This is a genomic window from Pseudomonas sp. GL93, from assembly GCF_003408955.1.
In the GTDB taxonomy this organism is placed as follows: Bacteria; Pseudomonadota; Gammaproteobacteria; order Pseudomonadales; family Pseudomonadaceae; genus Aquipseudomonas; species Aquipseudomonas paracarnis.
Genome location: NZ_NKRF01000097.1, coordinates 61370 through 85005, shown reverse-complemented (window position 1 = coordinate 85005; position 23636 = coordinate 61370). Strand labels below are relative to the sequence as shown.

General features: G+C 61.2%; 20 protein-coding genes and 1 pseudogene. 12 read left to right on the top strand and 9 right to left on the bottom strand.

Annotated elements, in window-relative coordinates:
* Positions 1–55: 55 nt before the first annotated feature.
* The 3 genes from CER19_RS22860 to CER19_RS22850 are packed head-to-tail and all read left to right on the top strand — an operon-like array spanning position 56 to position 3621.
* Complete coding sequence (locus CER19_RS22860; RefSeq protein ID WP_056787042.1) at positions 56–715, top strand: paraquat-inducible protein A; 660 nt, start codon at positions 56–58, stop codon at positions 713–715.
* Entirely contained in the window at positions 702–1325 is a 624-nt protein-coding gene (locus CER19_RS22855) for a paraquat-inducible protein A (protein ID WP_073523816.1), read from the top strand. The genes CER19_RS22860 and CER19_RS22855 overlap by 14 nt, the downstream gene beginning before the upstream one ends.
* The gene (locus tag CER19_RS22850) at positions 1318–3621 is read left to right on the top strand and encodes a PqiB family protein (RefSeq protein ID WP_116668089.1); all 2304 of its coding nucleotides are present in this window, start codon (positions 1318–1320) and stop codon (positions 3619–3621) included. Before CER19_RS22855 ends, CER19_RS22850 begins: the two co-directional genes overlap by 8 nt.
* A gap of 184 nt (positions 3622–3805) precedes the next feature.
* On the opposite strand, the gene mksF is transcribed toward CER19_RS22850, so the two are convergent.
* Genes mksF through mksB form a run of 3 tightly spaced genes read right to left on the bottom strand, consistent with a single transcriptional unit; the run spans position 3806 to position 8617 of the window.
* On the bottom strand, positions 3806–6646 hold the full coding sequence (gene mksF / locus CER19_RS22845; protein ID WP_116668088.1) for an Mks condensin complex protein MksF: 2841 nt from the start codon (positions 6644–6646) through the stop codon (positions 3806–3808).
* Positions 6643–7350, bottom strand: coding sequence for an Mks condensin complex protein MksE (gene mksE, locus CER19_RS22840; protein WP_116668087.1), 708 nt, complete (start codon positions 7348–7350; stop codon positions 6643–6645). The genes mksF and mksE overlap by 4 nt, the downstream gene beginning before the upstream one ends.
* Positions 7340–8617 carry an Mks condensin complex protein MksB gene (gene mksB, locus CER19_RS22835; RefSeq protein ID WP_032893713.1) on the bottom strand — a complete coding sequence of 426 codons (1278 nt, stop codon included), beginning with the start codon at positions 8615–8617 and terminating at the stop codon, positions 7340–7342. Before mksB ends, mksE begins: the two co-directional genes overlap by 11 nt.
* A 187-nt stretch (positions 8618–8804) precedes the next feature.
* On the opposite strand from mksB, the gene CER19_RS22830 reads away from it, so the two are divergent.
* On the top strand, positions 8805–9551 hold the full coding sequence (locus CER19_RS22830) for an energy transducer TonB (RefSeq protein WP_116668086.1): 747 nt from the start codon (positions 8805–8807) through the stop codon (positions 9549–9551).
* Positions 9544–9996, top strand: a complete 453-nt coding sequence (gene rimI, locus CER19_RS22825) for a ribosomal protein S18-alanine N-acetyltransferase (RefSeq protein ID WP_003188286.1) — start codon at positions 9544–9546, stop codon at positions 9994–9996. Before CER19_RS22830 ends, rimI begins: the two co-directional genes overlap by 8 nt.
* A gap of 118 nt (positions 9997–10114) precedes the next feature.
* On the opposite strand, the gene CER19_RS22820 is transcribed toward rimI, so the two are convergent.
* Positions 10115–10519 carry a serine kinase/phosphatase gene (locus CER19_RS22820; RefSeq protein WP_116668085.1) on the bottom strand — a complete coding sequence of 135 codons (405 nt, stop codon included), beginning with the start codon at positions 10517–10519 and terminating at the stop codon, positions 10115–10117.
* Between the two features lie 139 nt (positions 10520–10658).
* On the opposite strand from CER19_RS22820, the gene can reads away from it, so the two are divergent.
* Complete coding sequence (gene can / locus CER19_RS22815) at positions 10659–11303, top strand: carbonate dehydratase (RefSeq protein ID WP_003188288.1); 645 nt, start codon at positions 10659–10661, stop codon at positions 11301–11303.
* On the opposite strand, the gene CER19_RS22810 is transcribed toward can, so the two are convergent.
* The 3 genes from CER19_RS22810 to acpA form a co-directional block, all read right to left on the bottom strand.
* The gene (locus CER19_RS22810; protein ID WP_116668084.1) at positions 11300–11824 is read right to left on the bottom strand and encodes an SET domain-containing protein-lysine N-methyltransferase; all 525 of its coding nucleotides are present in this window, start codon (positions 11822–11824) and stop codon (positions 11300–11302) included. The two genes, can and CER19_RS22810, sit on opposite strands and share 4 nt — an antisense overlap.
* Before the next feature lie 135 nt (positions 11825–11959).
* Positions 11960–13129 carry a hypothetical protein gene (locus CER19_RS22805; protein ID WP_116668083.1) on the bottom strand — a complete coding sequence of 390 codons (1170 nt, stop codon included), beginning with the start codon at positions 13127–13129 and terminating at the stop codon, positions 11960–11962.
* A gap of 119 nt (positions 13130–13248) precedes the next feature.
* On the bottom strand, positions 13249–14949 hold the full coding sequence (acpA, locus tag CER19_RS22800) for an acid phosphatase (protein ID WP_116668082.1): 1701 nt from the start codon (positions 14947–14949) through the stop codon (positions 13249–13251).
* A gap of 156 nt (positions 14950–15105) precedes the next feature.
* Between acpA and CER19_RS22795 the strand changes: the two genes are divergently transcribed.
* A complete protein-coding gene (locus CER19_RS22795; RefSeq protein WP_032893707.1) occupies positions 15106–15396 on the top strand; it encodes a nucleotidyltransferase family protein in 291 nt (96 codons plus the stop codon).
* A pseudogene (locus CER19_RS22790) lies at positions 15393–15733 on the top strand (DUF86 domain-containing protein). The gene CER19_RS22795 and the pseudogene CER19_RS22790 overlap by 4 nt, the downstream one beginning before the upstream one ends.
* 38 nt (positions 15734–15771) lie before the next feature.
* Here CER19_RS22790 and CER19_RS22785 read toward each other — a convergent pair.
* Positions 15772–17190, bottom strand: a complete 1419-nt coding sequence (locus CER19_RS22785; RefSeq protein ID WP_116668081.1) for a short-chain fatty acid transporter — start codon at positions 17188–17190, stop codon at positions 15772–15774.
* Positions 17191–17376: 186 nt separating this feature from the next.
* Between CER19_RS22785 and CER19_RS22780 the strand changes: the two genes are divergently transcribed.
* Complete coding sequence (locus tag CER19_RS22780) at positions 17377–18666, top strand: MFS transporter (protein WP_116668080.1); 1290 nt, start codon at positions 17377–17379, stop codon at positions 18664–18666.
* Positions 18667–18669: 3 nt separating this feature from the next.
* On the opposite strand, the gene CER19_RS22775 is transcribed toward CER19_RS22780, so the two are convergent.
* Entirely contained in the window at positions 18670–20040 is a 1371-nt protein-coding gene (locus CER19_RS22775; RefSeq protein ID WP_116668079.1) for a gluconate:H+ symporter, read from the bottom strand.
* 217 nt (positions 20041–20257) lie between these two features.
* Between CER19_RS22775 and CER19_RS22770 the strand changes: the two genes are divergently transcribed.
* The 3 genes from CER19_RS22770 (at position 20258) to CER19_RS22760 (ending at position 23625) form a co-directional block, all read left to right on the top strand.
* Positions 20258–21163 carry a cation diffusion facilitator family transporter gene (locus CER19_RS22770; protein WP_116668078.1) on the top strand — a complete coding sequence of 302 codons (906 nt, stop codon included), beginning with the start codon at positions 20258–20260 and terminating at the stop codon, positions 21161–21163.
* A 109-nt stretch (positions 21164–21272) separates the two neighbouring features.
* Positions 21273–22499, top strand: coding sequence for a TolC family protein (locus CER19_RS22765; protein WP_116668077.1), 1227 nt, complete (start codon positions 21273–21275; stop codon positions 22497–22499).
* Positions 22500–22518: 19 nt separating this feature from the next.
* Positions 22519–23625 (top strand): efflux RND transporter periplasmic adaptor subunit, encoded by a 1107-nt coding sequence (locus CER19_RS22760; protein WP_116668076.1) that lies wholly within the window; start codon positions 22519–22521, stop codon positions 23623–23625.
* Positions 23626–23636 lie beyond the last annotated feature (11 nt).

The following is a 23636-nucleotide window of genomic DNA, read 5'->3' as shown; positions in this document are numbered from 1 at the left end:
TGAGCGACACCACTAGAATAGCCACCTAACCATTTTTAGAGTCAGAGCCCTATCTATGCCCGATCCGGTTGATGCCCGCGAGGTGTCGGATTTACCGCTGGACGATCTGGTGGCATGCCATGAGTGCGACTTGCTGATGCGCAAACCAACGCTCGCCCTGGGCGAAAAAGCCCAATGCCCACGTTGTGGTTACGAGCTATACGCTCACCGTCACAATGTGGTCGAGCGCAGCCTCGCCTTGGTGCTGGCAGCCCTGCTGCTGTACGTCCCCGCGAACTTTTTGCCCATCATGCAGCTCAATCTACTCGGGCAGTCTTCGGAGGACACCGTTTGGAGCGGCGTCGTCGGCCTTTTCGATACCGGTATGCAGGGCGTTGCTGCCGTAGTGTTCCTGTGCAGCATGGGCATCCCCTTGCTCAAGTTGCTCTGCCAACTGGCGGTGCTGCTCAGTATTCGCTGGAACATCGGTCGCAACTACGGGCTGCTGCTTTACCGCATCTACCACCACATGAAGGATTGGGGGATGTTGGAGGTCTACTTGATGGGTGTGCTGGTGGCGATCGTAAAGCTCGCCGATATGGCCTCCATCACCATTGGCCTGGGTCTGGTCTGTTTCGTCAGTCTATTAATGGTCCAGGTTCTGCTTGAGGTGGTGATGTCGCCCCATCAGATCTGGCAAGCGCTGTCAGGAGAGGATGACCATGCGGGCGATTGATGCAGGCATTCTGATTTGTACTGAATGCCATGAGTTGAACAAGCAGGAAGCGGATAGCGAGGAGCAACTCTGTACCCGTTGCGGCGCGTTGATCCATGCCCGTCGCCCTAATAGCCTCACACGCACCTGGGCGCTGTTGATCACCGCGGCGATCCTGTATATCCCCGCTAACCTGTTACCCATTATGACGGTCAACTCCCTCGGCCAAGGCGACCCCAGCACCATCATGTCGGGTGTCATCCAGCTGGTGCAGCACGGGATGTTTCCTATCGCTGCCGTGGTGTTCATCGCCAGTATCCTGGTACCGACCTTCAAGTTGGTCGGCATTGGCCTGCTGCTGTTCTCGGTGCAGCGTCACCAACCGCTGTCCGCGCAACAACGCATTGTGATGTATCGCTTTATCGAGTTCATTGGGCGTTGGTCCATGCTGGATATCTTCGTGATCGCCATCCTGGTGGCGGTCGTTAATTTTGGGCGGCTCGCCAGTGTCGAGGCCAACCTCGGCGCTGCAGCGTTCGCCAGTGTGGTGATCTTGACGATGCTTGCCGCAGTAACTTTCGATCCCCGACTGATTTGGGATAACACGGAGTCGGACGACGACCATGAGTGATTTGCCTAAAGCTAAAACCCGCCCAGCCTCTAACTGGTCGGCCATTTGGGTGTTGCCCCTGATTGCCCTGATCATCGGTGGCTGGCTGGGGTGGCGTGCCTATTCCCAACAAGGTATCGAGATTCAAGTTCGCTTTGAGAGCGGTGAAGGCATTCAGGTCAACAAGACTGAAGTGGTCTACAAAGGCATGACCGTGGGTAAGGTCAAAACCCTGGCCCTGGATGACGAGGGCAGCAATCGGGGGGTGATCGCCACCATCGAGATGAACAAGGACGTTGAGCAGTATCTCAAGACCAACACCCGCTTCTGGTTGGTCAAGCCCAGCGTCAGCCTTGCCGGCATCACCGGCCTGGAAACCCTGGTCTCAGGTAACTACATTGCCGCCAGCCCCGGTGATGGCGAGCCCACGCGCAAGTTCAAGGCGCTCTCCGAAGAGCCGCCGTTATCCGACGCCAAGCCCGGCTTGCACCTGACCCTCAAGGCCGATCGTCTGGGCTCGCTGAACCGTGGCAGCCCGGTGTTCTACAAGCAGATTCAGGTCGGCCAGGTTAAAAGCTACCTGCTGTCTGAAGACCAGAGCACCGTCGAGGTCAAGGTCTATATCGAGCCGACCTACGCCAACCTGGTGCGCAAACACACGCGTTTCTGGAATGCCAGCGGCATCAGTATCGACGCCAATCTTTCCGGCTTGAAAGTGCGCAGCGAATCCCTCTCCAGCATTGTCGCCGGGGGTATCGCCTTCGCCACTCCGGAAAACCGCAAAGACAGCCCGCCCACCGATCCGAGCCTGCCTTTCCGTCTATACGAAGATTTTGACGCCGCCGCAGCGGGGATCAAGGTCAAGGTCAAACTCACCGACTTTGAAGGCCTGCAAGCCGGGCGTACGCCGGTCATGTACAAAGGCATCCAGGTCGGCAGCCTGAAAACCCTGAAGATCGACCCGGACCTGTCCAGCGCCAGCGCCGAGCTGACCCTCGATCCATTGGCCGAAGATTACCTGGTCGAGGACACGCAATTCTGGGTGGTCAAACCGTCCATCTCCCTGGCAGGCATCACCGGCCTGGAGGCCTTGGTCAAGGGCAACTACATCGCGATTCGCCCAGGCGATAAAGGCACTCCGCCACAACGCGAATACGTAGCCCGCGCCAAGGCCCCGCCTTTGGACCTGCGTTCCCCGGGCCTGCACATGGTGCTGCTCACCGACAGCCTGGGCTCGTTGGATGTCGGCAGCCCGATTCTGTACAAGCAGGTCAAAGTCGGTTCGGTGCAGAGCTACCAGTTTTCACGCAAGAAAAAACAACTGGTGATCGGCGTTCATATCGAGAAGGAATATGAAAGCCTGGTCAACGGCTCGACGCGCTTCTGGAATGCCAGTGGCGTCACTCTCACGGGCGGGCTCACCGGCGGTATCCAGGTCAAAAGCGAGTCCCTGGCCAGCCTGATGGCGGGTGGTATCGCCTTCGAAACGCCGGAACCGAACGTGCCATTGAAACATCGTATCCCGCGCTTCCGCCTGTACGCCGACCGTGATGCCGCCAACCAGCACGGCACCCTGGTGACCATCAAAGTCGACCGCGCCGACGGCCTGAGCGCCGGCACGCCGGTGCGCTTCAAGGGGTTGGATGTGGGCAAGATCGAGAGTGTCGACCTCAGTGCCGACATGCAGTCGGTGCTGCTCAAGGCGCGTATCACTCAGGTCGCGGACCGCATCGCGCGTACGGGCAGTCAGTTCTGGGTGGTCAAGCCGGAACTGGGACTGATGAAGACGGCTAACCTGGAGACCCTGGTCACCGGCCAATACATCGAAGTGCAACCGGCCGTGAAAAACGCCGGCCCGCAGAAGAGCTTTGTCGCCCTGGCCCAGCCGCCCGAAGCTGTGCATCAGGAAGCGGGCCTGAGCCTCACACTCAGCGCCGCCCGCCGGGGTTCGCTGAAGGAAGGGGTACCGGTCACTTACCGTGAAGTGACGGTCGGCAAAGTCACCGGCTACGAGCTGGGCCAGACCGCTGACCGTGTGTTGGTGCACATCCTGATCGAGCCCAAGTACGCGCCTCTGGTACGCAGTGGCAGCCGCTTCTGGAACACCAGCGGCTTTGGCCTCGACTTCGGTTTGTTCAAGGGCGCGACCGTGCGTACCGAGTCCCTGGAGACGCTGGTGGCCGGCGGGATCGCCTTTGCCACGCCGGATGGCGAGCGCATGGGCAACCCGGCACGGCCGCAGCAGACGTTCCCGTTGTTCGACAAATTTGAGGATGAATGGCTGACCTGGGCGCCTAAGATTCCACTCGGTAAATAAACCGAGGCGCGGCTATCGCGGGCAAGCCCGCTCCCACATTCGACCGCATCCCTACAGGGAAACTCGGTCAACTGTGGGAGCGGGCTTGCCCGCGAAGAGGCCCGCTAAAACACCACAAAAACCAAGCCGAAAAAAAGGCCGCGATCCAAAAGATCGCGGCCTTTTTGCCTTTCAGTACAACGCGTCAGACTTCATCCAGCTCCGGCTCGTCCGCCTGCACATTCATCGTCGCCTTCACCACATCATGGCGACGGATGTACTTCCAGTCCGCCTCATCGATGTAGATCCCGTTCGGCCCGCTGCCGCCTTCCAGGTCGATCGCCACCTGGGCGGACACCTGCGGCTTCACACTCGCCAGGATCGGCACAAAGCCCAGTTGCAGGCTGGTTTCCAGCAGTGCTGCCTGGTTCTTCTCATCGATGTCTGCCGCTTCATCGAGGTAGTACGGCAACCGTACGCGACCGGCCTGGTCGCGGTCCATCAAGTGCAGCAACAAGTACATGTTGGTCAGCGCCTTGATGGTCATGGTGGTGCCGTTGGACGCAGCGCCGTCGATGTCGGTATGGATCACCGGCTGGCCGTGAACCTTGGTGATTTCGAACGCCAACTCGAACAAGTCCTTGAGGCCCAACTGGTTATGGTTGGCGGCTACCAGGCGAGCCAGATATTCCTTGGCTTCTTCGTTCTTGTTGTCCTGTTCGGCGCTCTGGCTGAGGTCGAACACCGACAGGGTCTCGCCTTCTTCATACTGACCGGCACTGTGGATGATCTGGTCGATATGCTTGAGCGCTTCCTTGTTCGGCGCCAGCACGATGCGGAAGCTTTGCAGGTTAGAGACCTGGCGCTTGTTGATCTCACGGTTGAACAGCGCCAACTGGTGTTCCAGGCTGTCGTAATCGCTGCGGATGTTGCGCAGGGTACGGGCGATATCGGTGACCGCCGCACGACGTGCCTTGCCAAGCGTCAACGCCTCATCGGTGCGGTGCGCATAAGCGTTGATCAGCAGCTGCAGGCGACGCTCCATGTCATCTTCGCTGTCGAACTTGGCCACACCCTTGAGGCGCACCTGGGCGTACAGCGCTTCGATCTGGCCATCGGCCCGCAGCAGGCCCTGCCAGCTGTCCTGATAGTCATTGAGCAGCGGCAGCAGGTTGTCCATGGAATCGTCGACCGGGTCCATGAACGGCGTACCGAACGGCAGGTCCGCCGGTAATAGCTGACGACGGCGCAACGCGTCATCCAGGGTACGTTGCTTGGCTTCCATATCACCGATCTGGCGGCCGACCAATTGCAGCTTGGCCGACAGTTGCTGGACGCGCTCGGTAAAGGCATCGCTGGAACGCTTCAACTCGTCTTGGGCGGCTTCCATCTGCGCCAGGTTTTCCAGTTTCTCGCCTTCTTCGGCGCTCAGGGTCTGGGTGCGGCGGAAGTCTTCCAAGGCCTTCTGGGCGTCCAGTACCTGCTGGTACAGCGCTTCGGTCTGGGTCTTGCTCGCGGCGCGGTCTGACGCCACGGCCTGCTGGGTTTTCAGTTGCTTGAGTTCTTTTTCCAGGCGCTCTTTCTGGTCACGCAACGCGGCGCGGTCCGCCAAGGCTTGCAGTGCCGGCGGCTCGATGTGCGAGATGTCGATGGACAGCCCCGGCACTTCAAAGCGCTCGCCCTTGAAGCCATCGAGGATCTGCTCCAGGGATTTGACCCACTGGCCGTCCTCGTCCAGCGTGATGCCATGTTCGCCCAGCGGCAGGCTGAACAACGAGCTGTTGAACAGGCGCATCAGACGCTCGACATCCTGCTGCGAAAATTCTTCGCGCAGCTTGGCGTAGCTGTTGTTGTCCGCGTGATCGAGCTGCTGCTTGACCGACTTCAAGCGCTTTTCCAGGTCGCGCAGGCGTTCTTCCAAGTCCTCGGCGCTGAACTGCCGCGACTGCGCCAAGGCGCCCGCCAGTTCATCGTGAGCGTCCTTGGCGGCGAGTAGTTGTTGCTCCAGCACCTTGACGTCATCCACTAGGGCAAAGCGATGCTTGAGCACCGACAACTCGCCCAACCAACGCTGGATGCCGCTGATTTCCCGCTCCAGGCGCATCAGCTCCTGAGTGCCGCCACGCTGGTCGTTTTGCAGTGCGTCCTGCTCGCTGCGGTAATGCTCGGCCTGGATGGTCAGCTCTTCCTTGCGCGCACTGGCGTAGTCCGACCAGGTGCCCAGCAACGAATCCAGCAGCGGTGACAGGCGATGCAGTTTGCCGCGCAGGGCGTCGCGCTGTTTCACGCCGTTGGCCAGGGCCTCGACCAAGGGGCCTGCCGCCACCAGCGAGTTGTAGTCCTGCTCCATGCGTCGTACATCACGGAAGGCTTCTTCGCACGCAGCGATGTAGTCGACACTGCCTGAACGCAAGCTGTGTTCGAACGCATCGAGGAACAGTTGCTTGAGCTTGGCCGCGGTGATTTCGCGCATGTGCAGCAGGTTGATAAACAACGCACGGAACGTCTTCAAGCTCTGTTCGCTGGTGGAGCGCAGCGGAATCAGGGTCAGGTCCAGCGGGATCGACGTATGGCCACCCACCAGCAAGCGCCGCAGTTCATCAGGCTTGAGTTCGTAGGCTTTGAGGCCCTCGCGCTCAAGGTTGGTAAACAGCTCTTTCTGCCGCAGACAGGTGTCGTTTTTCTGGTAGTGAGCCAGGTCCAGCTTGCCCGCATAGGCAAAGAACTGGTGACCGAAACCGCCGCCCGGCCCGCGTCCGACCACGCCGATGACGTGGGGGCCGTGGGGCAGGGAGACTTCTACCAGGATGTAGCTGGTGTCGGTGGCAAAGTAGAAGCGCCGCGATTGTTCCAGGGTGTACTTGCCGAAGCTCATGTCCGACATGCGTGCCAAAATCGGGAACTGCAAGGCGTTGATCGAGGCGGATTTACCCAGGTTGTTGGCGCCGTACACCGACAGCGGTTCTTCCAGTGGGAACAAGCCGAGGCTGTAACCGGCGGTGTTCAATAGGGCGAAGCGGCGGATGCCGTAGCGTTCCTTACTCATGCGTCGGTCTCCTGTTCTTCGGCAATGGCGCGGGCCAGGGCATCGTCTTCGCTTTCTTCAGTGAAGGCGCTCAGATCCAGCGGGTCATCGGTCTTCAGCAGTTTCTCATCGCTGTCTTCATCGATAATCACCGGTGCTGGCAGTGGCAGTACGCTGTGCACGCTGGCGGCGAGGTCGCGGTCCTGCTGCACCGACAGGCACACATCCAGGAAGCGGTGCATCGGCGGCAGGAAGCGGTAGATACCGTTGTCTTCGCTGGCAAAACCCAGTTGGGTCATGCGGCGCATGATCTTTTCTTCGAGCTCTTCCTGGGTCTGCACTTCGGCCTGGATAAACAGGTCGCGGTATTTCTCCAGCAACGAAGGCAACTCATCGCGGCCCAGGCTGCCACCGTCGAGCACGGCAACCGGGTCACGGCCCTGGTCGGCCAGGTGTTCGACGATGATGAAAGTAAACAAGGCCAGGCGCTGTGCGGTCTTGTTCACCTGCGCGGCAGCCACGGCAGTGTCCGGCACGAAGTAATAGAAGCCGCGGGTATCGCACACCAGCTCAAAGCCCAGGGCCTTGAACAGCGTGCGGTACTGGTCCTGGAAGTTCGACAATTGCGCGTACAGCTCCGGGTCGCGGCGGCTGACGTGGTACCCCTTGAACAGCTCGCGAAAGATCGGCGCAAGCTGGGACAGTTCGGATAGATCAAGATGCATAAGGCGTGCTCGCAGAATTCTCGGTGGCATCGACGCCGGCCGGGAGCAGGGCGAAGGAGCGCAGGCTGACCTGGTGCTCGTGGGTGTGGTAATCGCGACGTTCCAGGCGCTCGCGCTTGAAGCGTTTTTCCCGGGACAGGCGCGAGAACCAGTACAGCAGTTCATCGGTGGCGCCGTCCGGTTCCTGCTCCAGCAGCCAGGTCATCAGGTCGGGCATCGGCAGCGCGTCTTCGCAGCGTTCGAGCATTTCCTTGACCGTACGCGGTGCACGCTGGGCTTCGCCTTTGTGGGATTTATGCGCTTTGGGGAAACGCGCCGGTTTCGGCTCGAAATTGGCCAGGGCATACACATAGGCTTCTACCTGGCTGGCACTGCCCAGGAAGGTACTTTGCGGCCGCGTGAACATCGGCATCGCCGCTTGCGGCACTGCGTCCAGGCCTTTGCGGCGAATCGCCGACAGGGCCAGCGCCGCACCGCGAGTCACGGCGTTATGCCGGCGTGCTTCTTCACGCAGCGGCAACAGCAGCTCCCGCGCATGGCGCAAGGTCAGTTGGGCGCTGGTTTGCATTTCGAGGATGCGCGCGTGGGTGCGCAGCAGCATGTCGTCATCCACCAGGTGGCCAAGACGCTGTTGCTCGGTGAGCATGCGCAGCAGCACGTTTTCCACCTTGCGTACGCCTTGCTCGAAGGCGCCGTCGGCGTTCACCAGCTGGATCATCGGCTCGACGTATTCGTCCCAGGTCGCCAATACCTCGGCGTAACGCTGGCGCAACGGGATCTGTCGGTCGCTGGTCTTGGCGCGGTCGGCAACGGCGGCGAGGGCTTGTTCGTCGTTGGCGAGCTTTTTGAGCACATCGCGTACGCGCATATCCAAAAGGCGCAGTTGCCGGGCCAGGTCGTGGCCGTCACGGATGTCGAAGGCGTCCTGGATATAACCGGCCAGGCGCTCCAGATGGCGCAGGTAGGCTTCGATTTCCAGGCACAGGCCAAGCCGGTGCTCCTTGCGAAGATAGGCGAGGAAGTCGTGGATCTGCGCATTGAGCTCGAAACGGTTCGGGCTCTTGGCGACAGGCACCAGGATATCCAGGCGAATCCACACGTCCAGCAGGCTGGTGATGTCCTGGGGCGTGCTGTCCAGTTGTTGGGCGGCCAACTGTGCGCGCAGCTCGGCCAGGCTCAGGGTGCCTTGGTCGAAGTGTTCGCACAGAGGCTCAAGTAAGGCCCAGTGTTCGGCGAGGGCGCGCAGGACGCGCTTGGGTTCGATCATGGGAATGGCCGGCTGGTTGGCGATTAAAAGTCGCGATTGTACTGCATCACGCGCGGGAATTATCCACAGCCGGTCAGTGCGCAGTGGGCGATTGTTGCCGAACAGCGGTAGAATCCCCGCTCTTTACTTATCCACAAGTGGCCGAGCTGTGCTTATCGAGTCCCGACGTCGCGCTTACTTGACCGCCATGCAGGTGGTCAACTGGCTGCCCCGCACCGAACTGCCGTTTGCCGCGCCGTCGCGGCCCGAGTTGTTGCAGGCGCTTGAGCCCTATGAGGCGCTCGAGTCGTCGGGAGAAGAGGCGGCCGCGCCCGTGGCGGTGGTCAAGCCCATCCCTGAGACGCGCCCGTCGGTCGAGCGGGCCAAGATTGAAGTGCCGCGCCCTGCGCCGGTGACCAAGGCTGCCAAGGTGGTGGAGGAGGCTGCGCCGGTAGCCAAGGCGCCAGTCGTACCGCCGCCACGCTTTGCCCTGCAATTGCTGCGGGCCGGGCGCTGCCTGTTGCTGGTGGAACTGCCGACCGGCGAGCGTTTCCAGTCCCGTGACCCGGCCTACCTGTTGCTCAAGGACATGCTGCGCGCCGCCGGCCTGCCCGACAGCCCGCAAATCGTCGGTGAGCCGGTGCGCTGGCCACTGCTGGTGCGCGGTACCATGGATCAGGGCCCCGAGGCCGCACGGGATTTCGTCCAGGGGTTTGTCTCGGCGCGCCTGGAAGACGAGCCCTGCGTGTGCCTGTGGCTGATTGGTCTGCCCGCCGTGCGGTTTGCCGGTGAAGCCAATGCCGAGGCCTGGTACCGCGAGCTGCAGGTTGAAGGCCTGGGTTCGGTGTGGGCCCTGCCGGGCCTGGAATTATTAATGGAAGAGCCACAGCGTAAGGCTGATGTCTGGCAAGCCATGCGCCGGCTGATGGCGCGCTGGAAAACAACTGATGAGTGAGGCTTTATCCTTTCGCCCGATGACCGAGGCCGACCTCGACGCCGTGCTGAAAATCGAATACGCGGCGTTCAGCCACCCCTGGACCCGCGGGATTTTCCTCGACGGGCTCGGCAAGTACCAGATCTGGCTGATGTTCGAAGGCGAACAGCAAGTGGGGCATGGGGTGGTGCAGATTATCCTCGATGAGGCGCACTTGCTTAACATCACCGTGAAGCCGGAAAACCAGGGCCGTGGTTTGGGCCTGGCGCTGCTGGAGCATTTAATGTCCCGTGCCTACGCGGCCAATGCGCGGGAATGCTTTTTGGAAGTGCGTGACAGCAATACCGGCGCGTTTCGGTTGTATGAGCGCTATGGTTTCAACGAAATTGGCCGTCGCCGGGATTACTACCCCGCTGTGGGTGGTCGCGAAGATGCAGTCGTGATGGCGTGCACCCTGGTTGACTAAATGCAAAGGCCCTATGTGCAAAGCCTCTGTGGGAGCCGGGCTTGCCCGCGATGCAGGCACCTCGGTCTTCAAGTAACACCGCGGTGATACCATCGCAGGCAAGCCAGCTCCCACAGGGTCAGCGCTTACCGTTCAGGGGGTCCAGATCAGCCAGTTCAGCCTCATCCAACCCACTCCCTCCGCCAATGTCATTTTCTCCCACGACGCTCAAGTCATAGTCGGCGGCATTGTCTTCGCCTTCCTCTCTCGCATCCCGGGCGCCATCCTCACGGATCAGCGTCTCCGGGCTCATATCGTCATCGGTCGATTCATGATCATCGGTAGAAGCCCCGGTCATCCCGGCTTCGCGCACCCGTTTGTCGGGCATCAGGTGCTCGCGCTCGCCACGCGGGATTTCATTGCCGATTTCCGCTGTCTGGTCCTCTTCGTCAAAATCCAGCTCGCGCATCTCACCCATGCGGTCTTCGTTGTCATCGATCGGTTCCGGCTGTGTTGCGCCGTAGGGACGTCGTGATTCAGTCATGGCCAATCCTCATACTGTGGGGCTTATAGTGTGTGGACAGGCATGGCAGCCAAAAAATTCAAGCTAATTAGCGCCTGGCGTGACCCGGACGAGGGCTTGTCAGTCACAAAACTGCGCATCATTCCTGAGGCTTTCCCTGATGAACGAACTACAAGACCTGCTTGATAACAACGAACGCTGGGCGGATGCGATCAAACAGGAAGATCCCGAATTCTTCGCCAAGCTCGCCCGCCAGCAGACCCCGGAATACCTGTGGATCGGCTGTTCCGATGCCCGTGTACCGGCCAACGAGATCGTCGGCATGTTGCCCGGTGACCTGTTCGTGCACCGCAATGTGGCCAACGTGGTGCTGCACACCGACCTCAATTGCCTGTCGGTGATCCAGTACGCGGTGGATGTGCTCAAGGTCAAACACATCCTCGTCACCGGCCACTACGGCTGTGGCGGCGTGCGTGCGTCGATGCAGGACCGCCAGTTTGGCCTGATCGACGGCTGGCTGCGCACCATTCGCGACCTGTACTACGAAAACCGCGATGTGCTGGCCCAGTTGCCGACCGAAGAAGAGCGCGTAGACCGCATGTGCGAGCTCAACGTGATCCAGCAGGTGGCCAACGTCGGCCATACCAGCATTGTGCAAAATGCCTGGCACCGTGGGCAGAGCCTGTCGATCCATGGCTGCATCTATGGCATCAAGGACGGTCGCTGGAAGAGTTTGAACACCACCATCAGTGGCTTCGAGCAACTCCCGCCGCAATACCGCCTGCGTCCGTTGGGCGAAGCCTAAGGTCGTTTGTGCTCACGCCACCAGGCCATGAAGGCCTGGCCTTCGGCGTTCAGCGGCTCCTTGCTGCCGGTGATCCAGCCTCGGCAGTTCAGCTCGCCGCAATGGCAAGCGAACTGCCGGGCCAGTGTGTCTTCGGTAGTGGCGTAATCCAGGGTCAGCAGGCTGCCGGCGTGGATGGGTTGCACCGTCCATAGCTCCAGGTATGTGGTGTCCAGAAACACGTTCGGGTTACAGGAGTGCTGTAACAGGCCGCAGAACCAACAATCGTACAAGTGGATGCGCGGCGACAGCTGCAGCGTGTGCGGGCGACGTTCGCTGACGGCATAACCGGAAACCTGGGCAATGCGCATGCGACTCTCAAAGGCCACGCGCGCCGTGACCCTGGCCGCGATCCCTTCAACGTCTTGCTTGACCTCAAAGTGCTCGGTCGAGGGGTAACCCTGTTCCACGAGCAGCGTCTTGAAGGGATAGAGGCAGTCATTCACAGACGTTTTAGCCTTATCCATGGCTCGAGTTTTCATCACTCTCCTGAGCGGGGCTGCATGGACCTGCGGGTCTGACGGCCAGTCTTGCAGCAAATGGGCGCGGCCCAAGATTCGCCGATGTTGGATCCTATTTCTACTGTCAAAGTTGACAGTAGAAACGGTTTACTTGCCTTAAAGCGCAGGGGCTGTGACGGTGGGTGTGGGGGCAACATTCCTCAGTTGCTTCAACTGGGCCTTGATGGGCGCTGTGGCGCACTTGGCGTTGGCCTGCTCGGGCGTCAGATGGCGCACCGAGGTGTAAAACAACTCACACGTCTGCTCCTTGCGCGTGACCTGCCACGTGTTCAGGCAGGCCTTGAGCAACACATTCGCATCGCTGGCGGGCTTCTGGCCCATGCCGGCTTGCCAGCAGGCGGCGCTCAAGTCCTGGCCCATCACTTTCAAGCCGGCATCGTCGGCTTTTTGCTCGTCACCGTCATAACTGTCGGGGCTGGCCGCATACCAAATGTAGCTTGGGTGGTTGGCGCCCAATACCGCGACGGTTTTGCCTGGCTCCGGGCTGATCTGCGCCAGGCTCAGCACGCCCACGGTTTGCCCGTATTGTTGCTTGATCCAGCTACGCACCGGCGCGCCGAAGGCCACCATCGGCAATGCGCCGCCAGGGCGCAGACTCAGTTCCTTGACCATGCGGGTCTGGTAGTCGGTGAAGTAGCCATAGACGGTTTCCAGGTCTTTGCCGGCATTGGACGGCGCGGCGATGGGCGCGATATCGATGATGGTCTGGTACGCCGGCGTTTCCGTGGCGGGTACGCCATTTTCGCTTAACAAGGTGGCCCAGCGGTCGGTGGTGGCCGATTCGAGATAATCCTGGGCCTGGGTCAGCGAGTAATCCGGAGGGAAGTGCAACAGTTCGATGCTTTTGCGGTTTTCCAGCGCCATGCCCAACGGCAGGAACAGGTACCAGTTGTAGGCCCATTTGCCGTCACTGTTGAGCTGGCGGGCACCTTGGTAAGCCAGGTCGGCGGGATTGAGCAGCGTGGTCAGTGGCTGGCCGTAACCGTCTGGCACGCCGCTGAAGGTCGCCGTGACCTGACCGTCATGGGTCTTCACACTGACCTTGGCCCGGCTGTAACCGTCACGTTGCAGGCTCTGGTTCAAATAGTGTTCGGCGGTCTGCTCCAGTGACCATGGCCGAAAGCAGATCACATTGCAGTTATTGGGGAACGCGAACAACTGGGTGACGCGCTGCGTGCTGCCCAGTGGCACCTCGATGTCGGCCTGTACGACCGCACTCGCCAACAGTGCGGCGAGGGTGAAGGACAGCCTGGTCGGTTTAAACATAGTCGATTCCTTGTCAGCGAAGCCCGTCTGCGCGGGATGGAAGCCCACCTGCACACAGTAGCGGCTGACCAGGAAAATCGCGTGTTAAATCGCCTGGTATGTCGTTATTGGATAAGCCCCTACAGGCTGAACTGCAAGGCATTGCTCAGATCACCCATGGGCTTCTGCCCGCGCGCGATCATCGCGTCATCACGCTGCTTGAGGCCGTCCAGGGTCTCCAATTGGAACACTCGAGTGATCAACCGCAGGATCGATGCCGTGTCGTACACCGTATGGTCCACCGTGCCTTTGCGTGCAAACGGCGACACCACCAGCGCCGGAACCCGCGAGCCTGGGCCCCAGCGGTCACCCTGGGGCGGCGCCACGTGGTCCCACCAGCCGCCGTTTTCATCCACGGTCACCACCACCACCATGTTTTTCCATTGTGGGCTTTCTTGCAGCACCTTCAAGGCGCGGGCGATATGGCGGTCGCCCGAGGCCACGTCGGCATAACCTGCGTGCATGTTCAGGTTGCCCTGGGGCTTGTAGAAACTCACGGCGGGCAGCTTGCCGGCCTGGGCATCGGCGAAGAACCGGTTGGTGCTCGACTCATCGCCCAAACCGCCGTCACGCAAGCGCTTGGCACGTTCTGCCGGGTTTTGCGGCCCTTGCTGCTTGAAGTAATTGAACGGCTGATGGTGGTACTGGAAATTCGGAATCTTGGGGATGCCGCCGGAGTCCTTGAACTGCTCCAGCGTGGCTTGCCACGCACCGGCGTACCAGGCCCAGTCGATGTTCTTTTTCGACAGCTTGTCGCCAATATGCTCGTGGGTTTGCGGCACCAGCACATTGGGCAGGTCGGGCTTGGAATAATCCGGGTTCTGCGGGTCGCGGATCCAGGTGGGCCAGTAGGGCGGGGCCAGGGTGTTTACGCCGTAACCATCGGGTGTCAGCGCGCTGGGGCCGAATTGCGGCGGGCCGGTCATGGCGCTGGCCGGGGATGTGTCCAAGGGCTTTAGGCGCGTGCCGCTGGGGTCATCGCTTTGCAGCGTGGCGATCTGCGCTTTGGCCACCGACTGCGCGGCATTGGGATAAAACGGCGCGGTGGCGCTGATCAGGTACTGGTGGTTAAGAAACGAGCCGCCAAACGCGCCCTGGAAGAAGTTATCGCACAGCACAAACTCCTTGGCCACGTCCCACAGGCGCAGGGCATAACGGCTCTGGGCGTAATGGCCCATCACCAGCCCACCGGAGTCGCCCCAGGCGACAAAACCATCATTCTTGCCGCCGTTGATCTGCATCTGGTTCTGGTAGAACACGTGCCACAGGTCGCGGGTCACCAGGCTCAATGGCAGGTCTTCGCCCTGCGGGCCTTTGAGGGCGAACGGCGCGTTGGGCAGGTTTTGCTGGAATTGCACTTCGCTGGGGTAAGTCACCCCGTCCACCGTTTGTGGGCCGACCTGCAACACACCGCCCCAGCTCGGTGGCAGGGCAGGCAATACGCTGCCATCGCGGTCGCGCTGCTGGAAGTCCTTGGCGGTTAACGCTGACAGCGGTTTCTCCACCCCGGGGAAATCTGCGAACAGGTTGTTGAAGCTGCGGTTCTCGGCGTAAATCACCACCACGGTTTTCACCTGCTCGCGCAACGCCTTGTCCAGTTCCTGGGGCGTGAGCGGCCGTGGTACCGGTGGGGTTGGTGCTTCGCTGGTATTGCCGCAGGCACTCAAGGTCGCACCCACCCCCAACACCGCCGCACCGCCGAGGAAGCGCCGACGGCTGGTGTCTACCGTGGGTTGGATGGCGGAATCGGAGGAGGGAAGGTCTTCGTGCTCATCACTCATTGCGGGGGAGTCCTTGGCGAGATGTTGCAAGATATTTCGCAGGACGGTAGCAATGGAATGTGACGGAACAAAGACAGGCGTGTGATGGGCGGGGCGTGTCTACACGGCTCAAGCGCTGCTAGACTGCCCTTCTAATGCACATCACTGAGGTGAGTCGTGAGACCTTCAACTGCACTTGATCTGCAACGAACGGCTGTACGAGAAGTGGTCGGACGTTTCCGTATTTCCAATCCCAGAGTATTTGGGTCGGTACTGATGGGGACTGACCAAGAAGGCAGTGATCTTGATTTGCTGGTAGACGCGCCGCCGGGCACAACCCTCTTTGATCTCGGTGGGTTGCAGGTCGAGCTTGAGGACTTGCTCGGCGTTAATGTCGACCTGCTTACGCCTGGCGACTTGCCTTTGAAGTTTCGCGATAAAGTGCTAGCGGAGGCCCGGCCAGTATGACGGAAAGTCGGCTAGGGATTATCTGGAGCACATAAGGCAAGCTGCCACTGACGCGATCACTTTTGTAGAGGGCTTGAGCAAAGAAGAGTTTTTGGAAGACCGGCGAACACAACAAGCTGTGGTCATGAGCCTGATCATCATTGGTGAAGCGTCGACGAAAATCATGGATCAGCATCCGGACTTCGCGGCACGCCATTCACATATTCCTTGGCGCAATATGCGAGCGATGCGCAACCGAATCGCTCATGGTTACTTCGATATCAACTTGGATGTTGTTTGGGACACGATACAGAGTGCATTACCTGATCTATTGGCACGCCTTCCTGTAAATCCTTGACCGCAACTGTTCTACCAACAGTTGCGGTCACTCGTTATTCAGGGCATCACAGGCGGCAAATACTTCAACGTCGTCCCCAACGCCCACAGCAAAAACAACACCAGCGGCGTATGCACCAGCAACTGCACAAATGAAAACCCGATCAGGTCCCGCGCCTTCAGCCCCAACACACCCAGCAACGGCAACATATAAAACGGGTTGATCAAGTTCGGCAGCGCCTCGGCGGCGTTGTAGATCTGCACCGCCCAGCCCAGGTGATATTGCAGGTCATTGGCCACTTGCATCACATACGGCGCTTCGATGATCCACTTGCCGCCACCCGATGGGATGAAGAAGCCCAGCACTGCCGAGTACACACCCATCAGCAGGGCGTAGGTGTCGTGGGAGGCGATGGAGGTGAAGAACGTCGAAATATGGTGCGCCAGGGTCTGGCCGTCGCCGCCCTTGACCACCGTCATCAGCGCGGCAATCGAGCCGTACAGCGGGAACTGGATCAGCACGCCGGTGGTGGTCGGCACCGCACGGGCCACGGCATCGAGGAAGCTGCGCGGGCGCCAGTGCAGCAGCGCGCCAACCATGATGAACAGGAAGTTATAAGTGTTGAGCCCCGAGATAGCGCTGATCGCCGGCTTGGTCGAGAACTCATGGAACAGCCAGCCGGCCGCCAGCAACGCCAGCAGAATGGTCAGCAATGGGCTGTGTTCCAGCCATTCGCCTGGGCGCGTCGGCGCCTGCGGCTTGGGCAGGTTGAAGGCCGGGTCAATGCCGCAGGCCTTGGCGTCTCGGGCGCTGTTGGGGCCAGGCGCGGTGGCGTAGGCGATGATCAGCGACACCACGATCAGCGCCAGCAACAGCACGCCGGATTGCCACAGGAAAATGGTCTCGGTAAACGGGATCATCCCGGTGATCGACAGGATCGACGGCGGCAAGCTGGCCGGGTTGGCCTGCAACTGCGCGGCCGACGACGACAGCCCCAGCGCCCATACGGCCCCCAGGCCCAGGTACGCGGCAGCGCCAGCGGCGCGGTAGTCCATGCGCAAATCCGTGCGCCGGGCCAATGCCCTTACCAGCAAACCGCCGAACACCAGGGACAGGCCCCAGTTAAGCAATGAAGCCACCATGGAAATCAACGCCACCCAAGCCACCGCCGAACGGCCATTCTTGGGAATGCGTGCCAGGCGGTCGATCAACTTCACTGCGGGCGGTGACCGGGCGACCACGTAACCGCCGATCACCACAAAGGCCATCTGCATGGTGAACGGGATCAGGCTCCAGAACCCATCGCCAAATGCCTTGGCCGCTTCGGCCGGTGCGGCGCCCATGCCCAGGGTCGCCACGGCGACGATGATCACGGCGAGGGCGGCAAACACCCAGGAGTCAGGAAACCAACGTTCGGCGAAGTTGGAGCAACGCAGGGCAAATCGGGCATAGCGGCTGTCTTCGATAGCATCGGCCACGAGTCTTTCCTCTTGTAGTTATTATGAGGTTTGGCAGTTTTACGGCATGTTCCTCTACGGTCATTGATTTGGGAATGTAGTTATCTTCAACGATCAATGAGGAAAACAAATATATCCGCCGCGATTGCCATCGATGGGCTCAGCTCATAACCTGCACGCCATTTTGTTTGTCTGCCGAGCCTGCACATGACTGCCACCATTTCCCCACGGGCGCAGCGTTTTTCCCGCTCCGACTACAAAACCCTGGGCCTGGCCGCCTTGGGTGGAGCCCTGGAAATCTACGACTTCATTATCTTCGTGTTCTTTGCGCTGACCCTCAGCCAACTGTTCTTCCCTCCAGAAATGCCCGAGTGGCTGCGCCTGCTGCAAAGCTTTGGCATCTTCGTCACCGGTTACCTCGCCCGTCCACTGGGCGGCATCCTGATGGCGCACTTCGCTGACCACCTGGGGCGCAAGCGCGTGTTCAGTCTGAGCATCCTGATGATGGCCTTGCCCTGCCTGCTGATTGGCATCATGCCGACCTACGCGCAAATCGGCTATTTCGCACCGCTGATCCTGCTGGCGCTGCGCGTGCTGCAAGGCGCAGCGGTGGGCGGCGAAGTGCCCAGCGCCTGGACCTTCGTCGCCGAGCACGCGCCGCGTCACCATCGTGGCTATGCCTTGGGTTTTTTGCAGGCCGGCCTGACCTTCGGTTACCTGCTGGGGGCGCTGACCGCCACTTTGCTCGCGCAGGTCTTCACCCCCGCCGAAATCCTCGACTACGCTTGGCGCTTCCCCTTCCTGCTGGGCGGCGTATTCGGCGTGATCGGCGTATGGCTGCGCCGCTGGCTCAGCGAGACCCCGGTGTTCCTGGAGATGCAGGCGCGTCGCCAGGCCGCCGCCGAAATGCCATTGCGCACCGTGCTGCGCGACCATCGCGCCGTGCTGTTGCCGGCGATGATCCTCACCTGCGTGCTGACATCTGCCGTGGTGGTGCTGGTGGTCATCACCCCGACCATGATGCAGAAAACCTTCGGCATGAGCCCCAGTCACACCTTTGCCCTGAGTGCCCTGGGCATCGTCTTCCTGAATATCGGCTGCGTCCTCGCCGGCCTGCTGGTGGACCGCATCGGCGCGTGGCGCGCGGTATTGGTCTACAGCCTGTTGCTGCCGGTGGGCATTGCGCTGCTGTACGCCAGCCTGATCGCTGGCGGCGTGTGGCTCGGCGCAGCGTACGCCGTGGCGGGCCTGAGCTGCGGCGTGGTGGGCGCGGTGCCGTCGGTGATGGTCGGGCTGTTTCCGGCGCAGGTGCGGGTATCGGGCATTTCCTTCACCTACAACATTGCCTACGCGCTCTGGGCAAGTACTACACCGTTGTTGTTGATCGCCCTGATGCCGACCAGCCCGTGGATCTGTGTGGGGTATTGCGTGGTGATGGGGGCTGTGGGAGTGGCGAGTGTGGCGCTGTTTGGCAAGCGCCACACCTTGGCCGCCTGAGGGTCAGGTCAGGAAGTGCCAGAGCAACAAGGTACCCACCAACCCAACCACCGAAACAATCGTCTGCAACACCGACCACACCCATATCGTCTGCTTCAACTGCAAGCCAAAGTACTCACGCACCATCCAGAACCCGGCGTCGTTGACGTGGCAGAAGAACACCGAGCCGGCGCCGATGGCCAGGGCGACCAATGAGCTTTGAGTCGCCGCCAACCCGGCCATCATCGGCGCGAGGATGCCGGCGGTCGTGGTGGTGGCGACGGTGGCCGAGCCGGTGGCCTGGCGCAGGGCCACGGCGATCAACCAGGCCAGCAACAGGTAGGGCATGTGCGCGCCTTCGGCGACTTTGCTGATGGTCTGGCTGACGCCGGCGTCCAGCAGGGTTTGCTTGAGGCCGCCGCCGGCGCCGATGGTCAGCAGCAACACGGCGATGGGCGCCAGGGCTTTGCGCAGGGTGTTGCCGACGTCGGCGCGTGGCATGCCCGCCGCCCAACCCAGGCAAACGACCGCGGCGATCACCGCCAGGCCGAGGGCAACCAGTGGTTCACCGAGGAATTTCAAGGTCAGGGCGAGGGTGCTTTCTGGCGCCAACGCGACTTTGGCCAAAGTGCTACCGAGCATGAGAATCACCGGCAACAAAATGATCAGCAACGACACACCGAAGCTCGGCTGGCGCGGGGCCTTGGGCGGTGCGCTGAACAGCGCGCCAATCTCGGCCGGTTCGTCCACATGCAGGCGCTTGGACAACCAATTGCCGTAGAGCGGCCCGGCCAGGATCACCGCCGGTACCGCCAGGCACAAACCCAGCAACATGGTCAGGCCCAGGTCGGCGTGCAACGCGCCTACGGCAATCAGCGGCCCCGGATGCGGGGGCATCAAGGCGTGCAGGGTGGTCATACCTGCCAGCGCGGGGATGGCGATTTTCAGCAACGGCTGGTTCGAACGCTTGGCCATCACAAAGATGATCGGCACCATCATCACCAGGCCCACTTCGAAGAACAGCGGCAGGCCGATCACCATGGCGACCAACGCCATCACCCAGGGCAATGACTTGCCTTTGCCCAACCCGAGCAACGTGGTGGCAATACGGTCGGCCGCACCGGATTCGGCCATCAGCGCGCCGAGCATCGCACCCAGGGCAATGATGATCCCGGCTTCCCCGAGAATCGCCCCGGCGCCTTTGCTGAACGCCTTTGCCACTTCTTCCGGCGGCAGGCCGGCGCCGACCCCGGCGATAAAGGTGCCGATCAGAATCGACAGGAAGGGCGGCAGTTTGGTCGCGCTGATCAGCACAATGATGCTGGCGATCGCTAACAGCACGCAGAGCATGAGTCGGGTGTCGTGAACCATCCACGCGGCAGTCGATAGCTCCAAAACGGGACTCCTTATCGAGCAGGCAGGCTAATATGTTTCTTTTTGTTTCGGTCTGAAAAGCATACCTGATAGAACTCCACCAGCGTGTGCCTGGGCGATTTTGGTGCGCTCGAAGGTAACGACCCTCTGGCGCTCAGATGACAATTTTGCAAACCATGCCAGTGGATCTGACCTATAGCTCTATGATCCGCCCCATCCCAACCCACGAGGACATTTCATGAGCGCAGGACACAGCCACGCCCAAGTACGCGCCGGTCACGAACGCAAGTTATGGATCGCCCTGGGGCTGACCGGCAGCTTCATGCTGGCCGAGGTCATCGGTGCCTTTGTCACCGGCAGCCTGGCGCTGCTGTCCGATGCGGCGCACATGATGACCGACGCCCTGGCCCTGGCGATTTCCCTGGTGGCGATCCAGGTCGCCAAGCGCCCGGCAGATCGCAAGCGCACCTTCGGGTATGCGCGGTTCGAGATCCTGGCGGCCGCCTTCAATGCGTTGCTGCTGTTCGCCGTGGCGTTCTACATCTTGTACGAGGCTTACCAGCGGCTGCAGGCGCCCGCCGAAATTCAGTCCACCGGCATGCTGGTGATTGCGTTGCTGGGGCTGGTGGTCAACCTGATCTCCATGCGTCTGCTCAGCGCTGCCAGTGGCGAGAGCCTTAACGTCAAGGGTGCCTACCTGGAAGTCTGGAGTGACATGCTTGGCTCCGTCGGCGTGATCATTGCCGCGCTGGTGATCATGTTCACTGGCTGGGGTTGGGTCGATTCCGTGGTCGCGGCCGCCATTGGTTTTTGGGTGTTACCGCGCACTTGGACGTTGCTCAAGGCGAGCATGAACATCCTGCTGCAAGGTGTGCCGGAGGGTGTGGATATCGAGCAGGTGGAGCAGGGCATTCGCAGCGTGCCGGGGGTCAAGGACGTGCACGACCTGCACATCTGGGCCCTCACCAGTGGCAAGAATGTGCTGAGTACGCATTTGGTCGCGGATGCGTCCCAGGGCACTGAACAACAGATCCTCAGCCGAGTGACGGAGTTACTGCACGAGCAATTCGATATTTCCCATGCCACGATCCAGGTCGAGGGCGAGGGTTTTCAGCATGACGATCACGACGAAGTGCATGCTTGAGCCTGGCTAACGGATTTGTAATCTTTCACCCACGGCCCTGATAAGTACCGACAGCTACATTGCCCCCGCTGGGACACCTCAGCGACTTCATGGGCGTGGAACTCTCGTTATGGCAACTTCCGTTAGAACACTGTTGGGGGCGGCGGCATTGGTAGTGTGGATATCCGCAAACGCCGCCCAGGCACAACCCCTCACCCTCGATGCAGCGCTGCAAACCGCCTTCGCCAACAACCCGGACCTGGCGGCCGCACAATGGGAAATCGACATCGCCGAAGGCGGCCGCCAACAGGCCGGCCTGATCCCCACCCCGGTGGCCCCCTGGGACGCCGAAGCCCCCCGCCGCAACAGCCGCACCACCAGCATCAAACTCAGCCAGACCCTGGAACTGGGCGGCAAGCGCGGTGCACGCATCGAGGTGGCCACCCGCGGCCAGGATGCCGCCGCGCTGACCCTGGAGCAGCGTCGCAACCTGTTGCGCGCCGAGGTCATCGACAGCTATTACGGCGCCCTGCGCGCCCAGGAACGCCTTGACCTGGCGCAACGCTCCATGACGCTTGCCGAACGCGGCCTGGTGGTCGCCAATGGGCGAGTCACCGCTGGCAAGTCGTCACCCGTGGAAGCCACCCGCGCCCAGGTGCAGGTGTCGGAAATCCGCCTGGAATTGAACCGCGCCCAGATCGGCCTCACTGACGCCTACCGTCGCCTGGCCACCAGCACCGGCAGCGCCGCCACCGACTTCCAGGCCGTCGCCACACCGAGCACCTCGGTACCCGCGTTACCCGCCGCCGCGCCATTGCTGGCACGCCTTGAGCAGACCGCCGAATTGCGCCTGGCCGAACTCAACATTGTGCAGAACGAAGCCAGCGTGGGCCTGGAAAAAGCCCAGCGCATTCCGGACCTGGATGTGTCTATCGGCAGCCAATACGACGCCAGCGTGCGCGAGCGGGTGAACCTAGTGGGCGTGTCGATGCCGATCCCGCTGTTCAACCGCAACCAGGGCAACATCCTCGCGGCCACTCGACGCGCCGACCAGGCCCGCGACCTGCGCAACGCCGCCGAGCTGCGCCTGCGCACCGAAACCCGTCAGGCCCTGGACCTGTGGCAAACGGCAAATACCGAAGTGCGTGCGTTCAACCAACAGATCCTGCCCGCCGCACAAAGTGCGGTAGACAGCGCCACCCGTGGCTTCGAGATGGGCAAGTTCAACTTCCTCGACGTGCTCGACGCCCAGCGCACTTTGATCGCGGCCCGCACCCAATACCTTGCTGCCACCGCCCAGGCCACCGAGGCCTGGGTACGCATCGAACGCATTTACGGCGACCTCGCCCGCTTTTGATTTTTCCTGGAGTCTCCTGATGAACAAAAAACATGGCATGGCGCTCGCCGTCGCCCTGGGCCTGATGCTATCGGGCTTGGCCCACGCCGAGGAAGAAGAAGGCAAACTTGAACTCACCGAGCAGCAGATCCAGGCCGCCGGTATTCAGCTGGCCCAGGCGCAACCGCGCTCGATCAGCACGGTGCTGACGCTGCCCGGCGAGGTGCGTTTTGATGAAGACCGTACCTCCCACATCGTGCCCCGTGCTGCGGGCGTGGTGGAAGCGGTGAGCGTCAATCTGGGCCAGTCGGTAAAAAAAGGCGAACTGTTGGCGGTGATCGCCAGCCAGCAGATTTCCGACCAGCGCAGTGAGTTGGCGGCCAGCCAGCGCCGGGTCGAACTGGCGCGTACCACCTTCCAGCGCGAGCGTCAGTTGTGGCAGGACAAAATCTCTGCCGAACAGGATTACCTGCTGGCGCGGCAAACCCTGCAAGAAGCCGAAATCGCCCTGAACAATGCGCGGCAAAAAATGACTGCCCTCAGCGGCAGCGCGGTACTGGCCGGCGGCAATCGTTATGAACTGCGTGCGCCCTTCGCCGGTGTGGTGGTGGAAAAACACCTGGGGGTGGGCGAGGTGGTCAGTGAAACCAGCAATGCCTTCACCCTCTCGGATCTGTCCCAGGTGTGGGTCACCTTTGGCGTGTTTCCCAAGGACTTGAACAAGGTCCGCGTGGGCAAGCCGGTGAAAGTCAGCTCGACGGAAATGGGCACCGAAGTGCTGGGTACCGTGGCCTATGTGGGCAACTTGCTCGGTGAGCAGACGCGCACCGCCACCGTGCGCGTAACGGTCCCCAACCCCGACGACGCTTGGCGCCCGGGCTTGTTCGTGGCCGTGCAAGTGGCCACCGATACCTACCAGGCCAAGGTCACCGTACCGCAAACCGCGATCCAGACCGTCGAGGACAAACCCTCGGTGTTTGTGCGCACCGCGGACGGCTTTATCACCCGCCATCTTGAACTGGGCGTCAGTGAAAACGGCTACGTCGAAGTGCGCAAAGGCTTGGAGGCCGGCGCGCAGGTGGCGACGGCCGGCAGCTTCATCCTCAAGTCCGAACTGGGCAAAGGCTCGGCCGAACACGCCCATTGATCCTGCGAGTG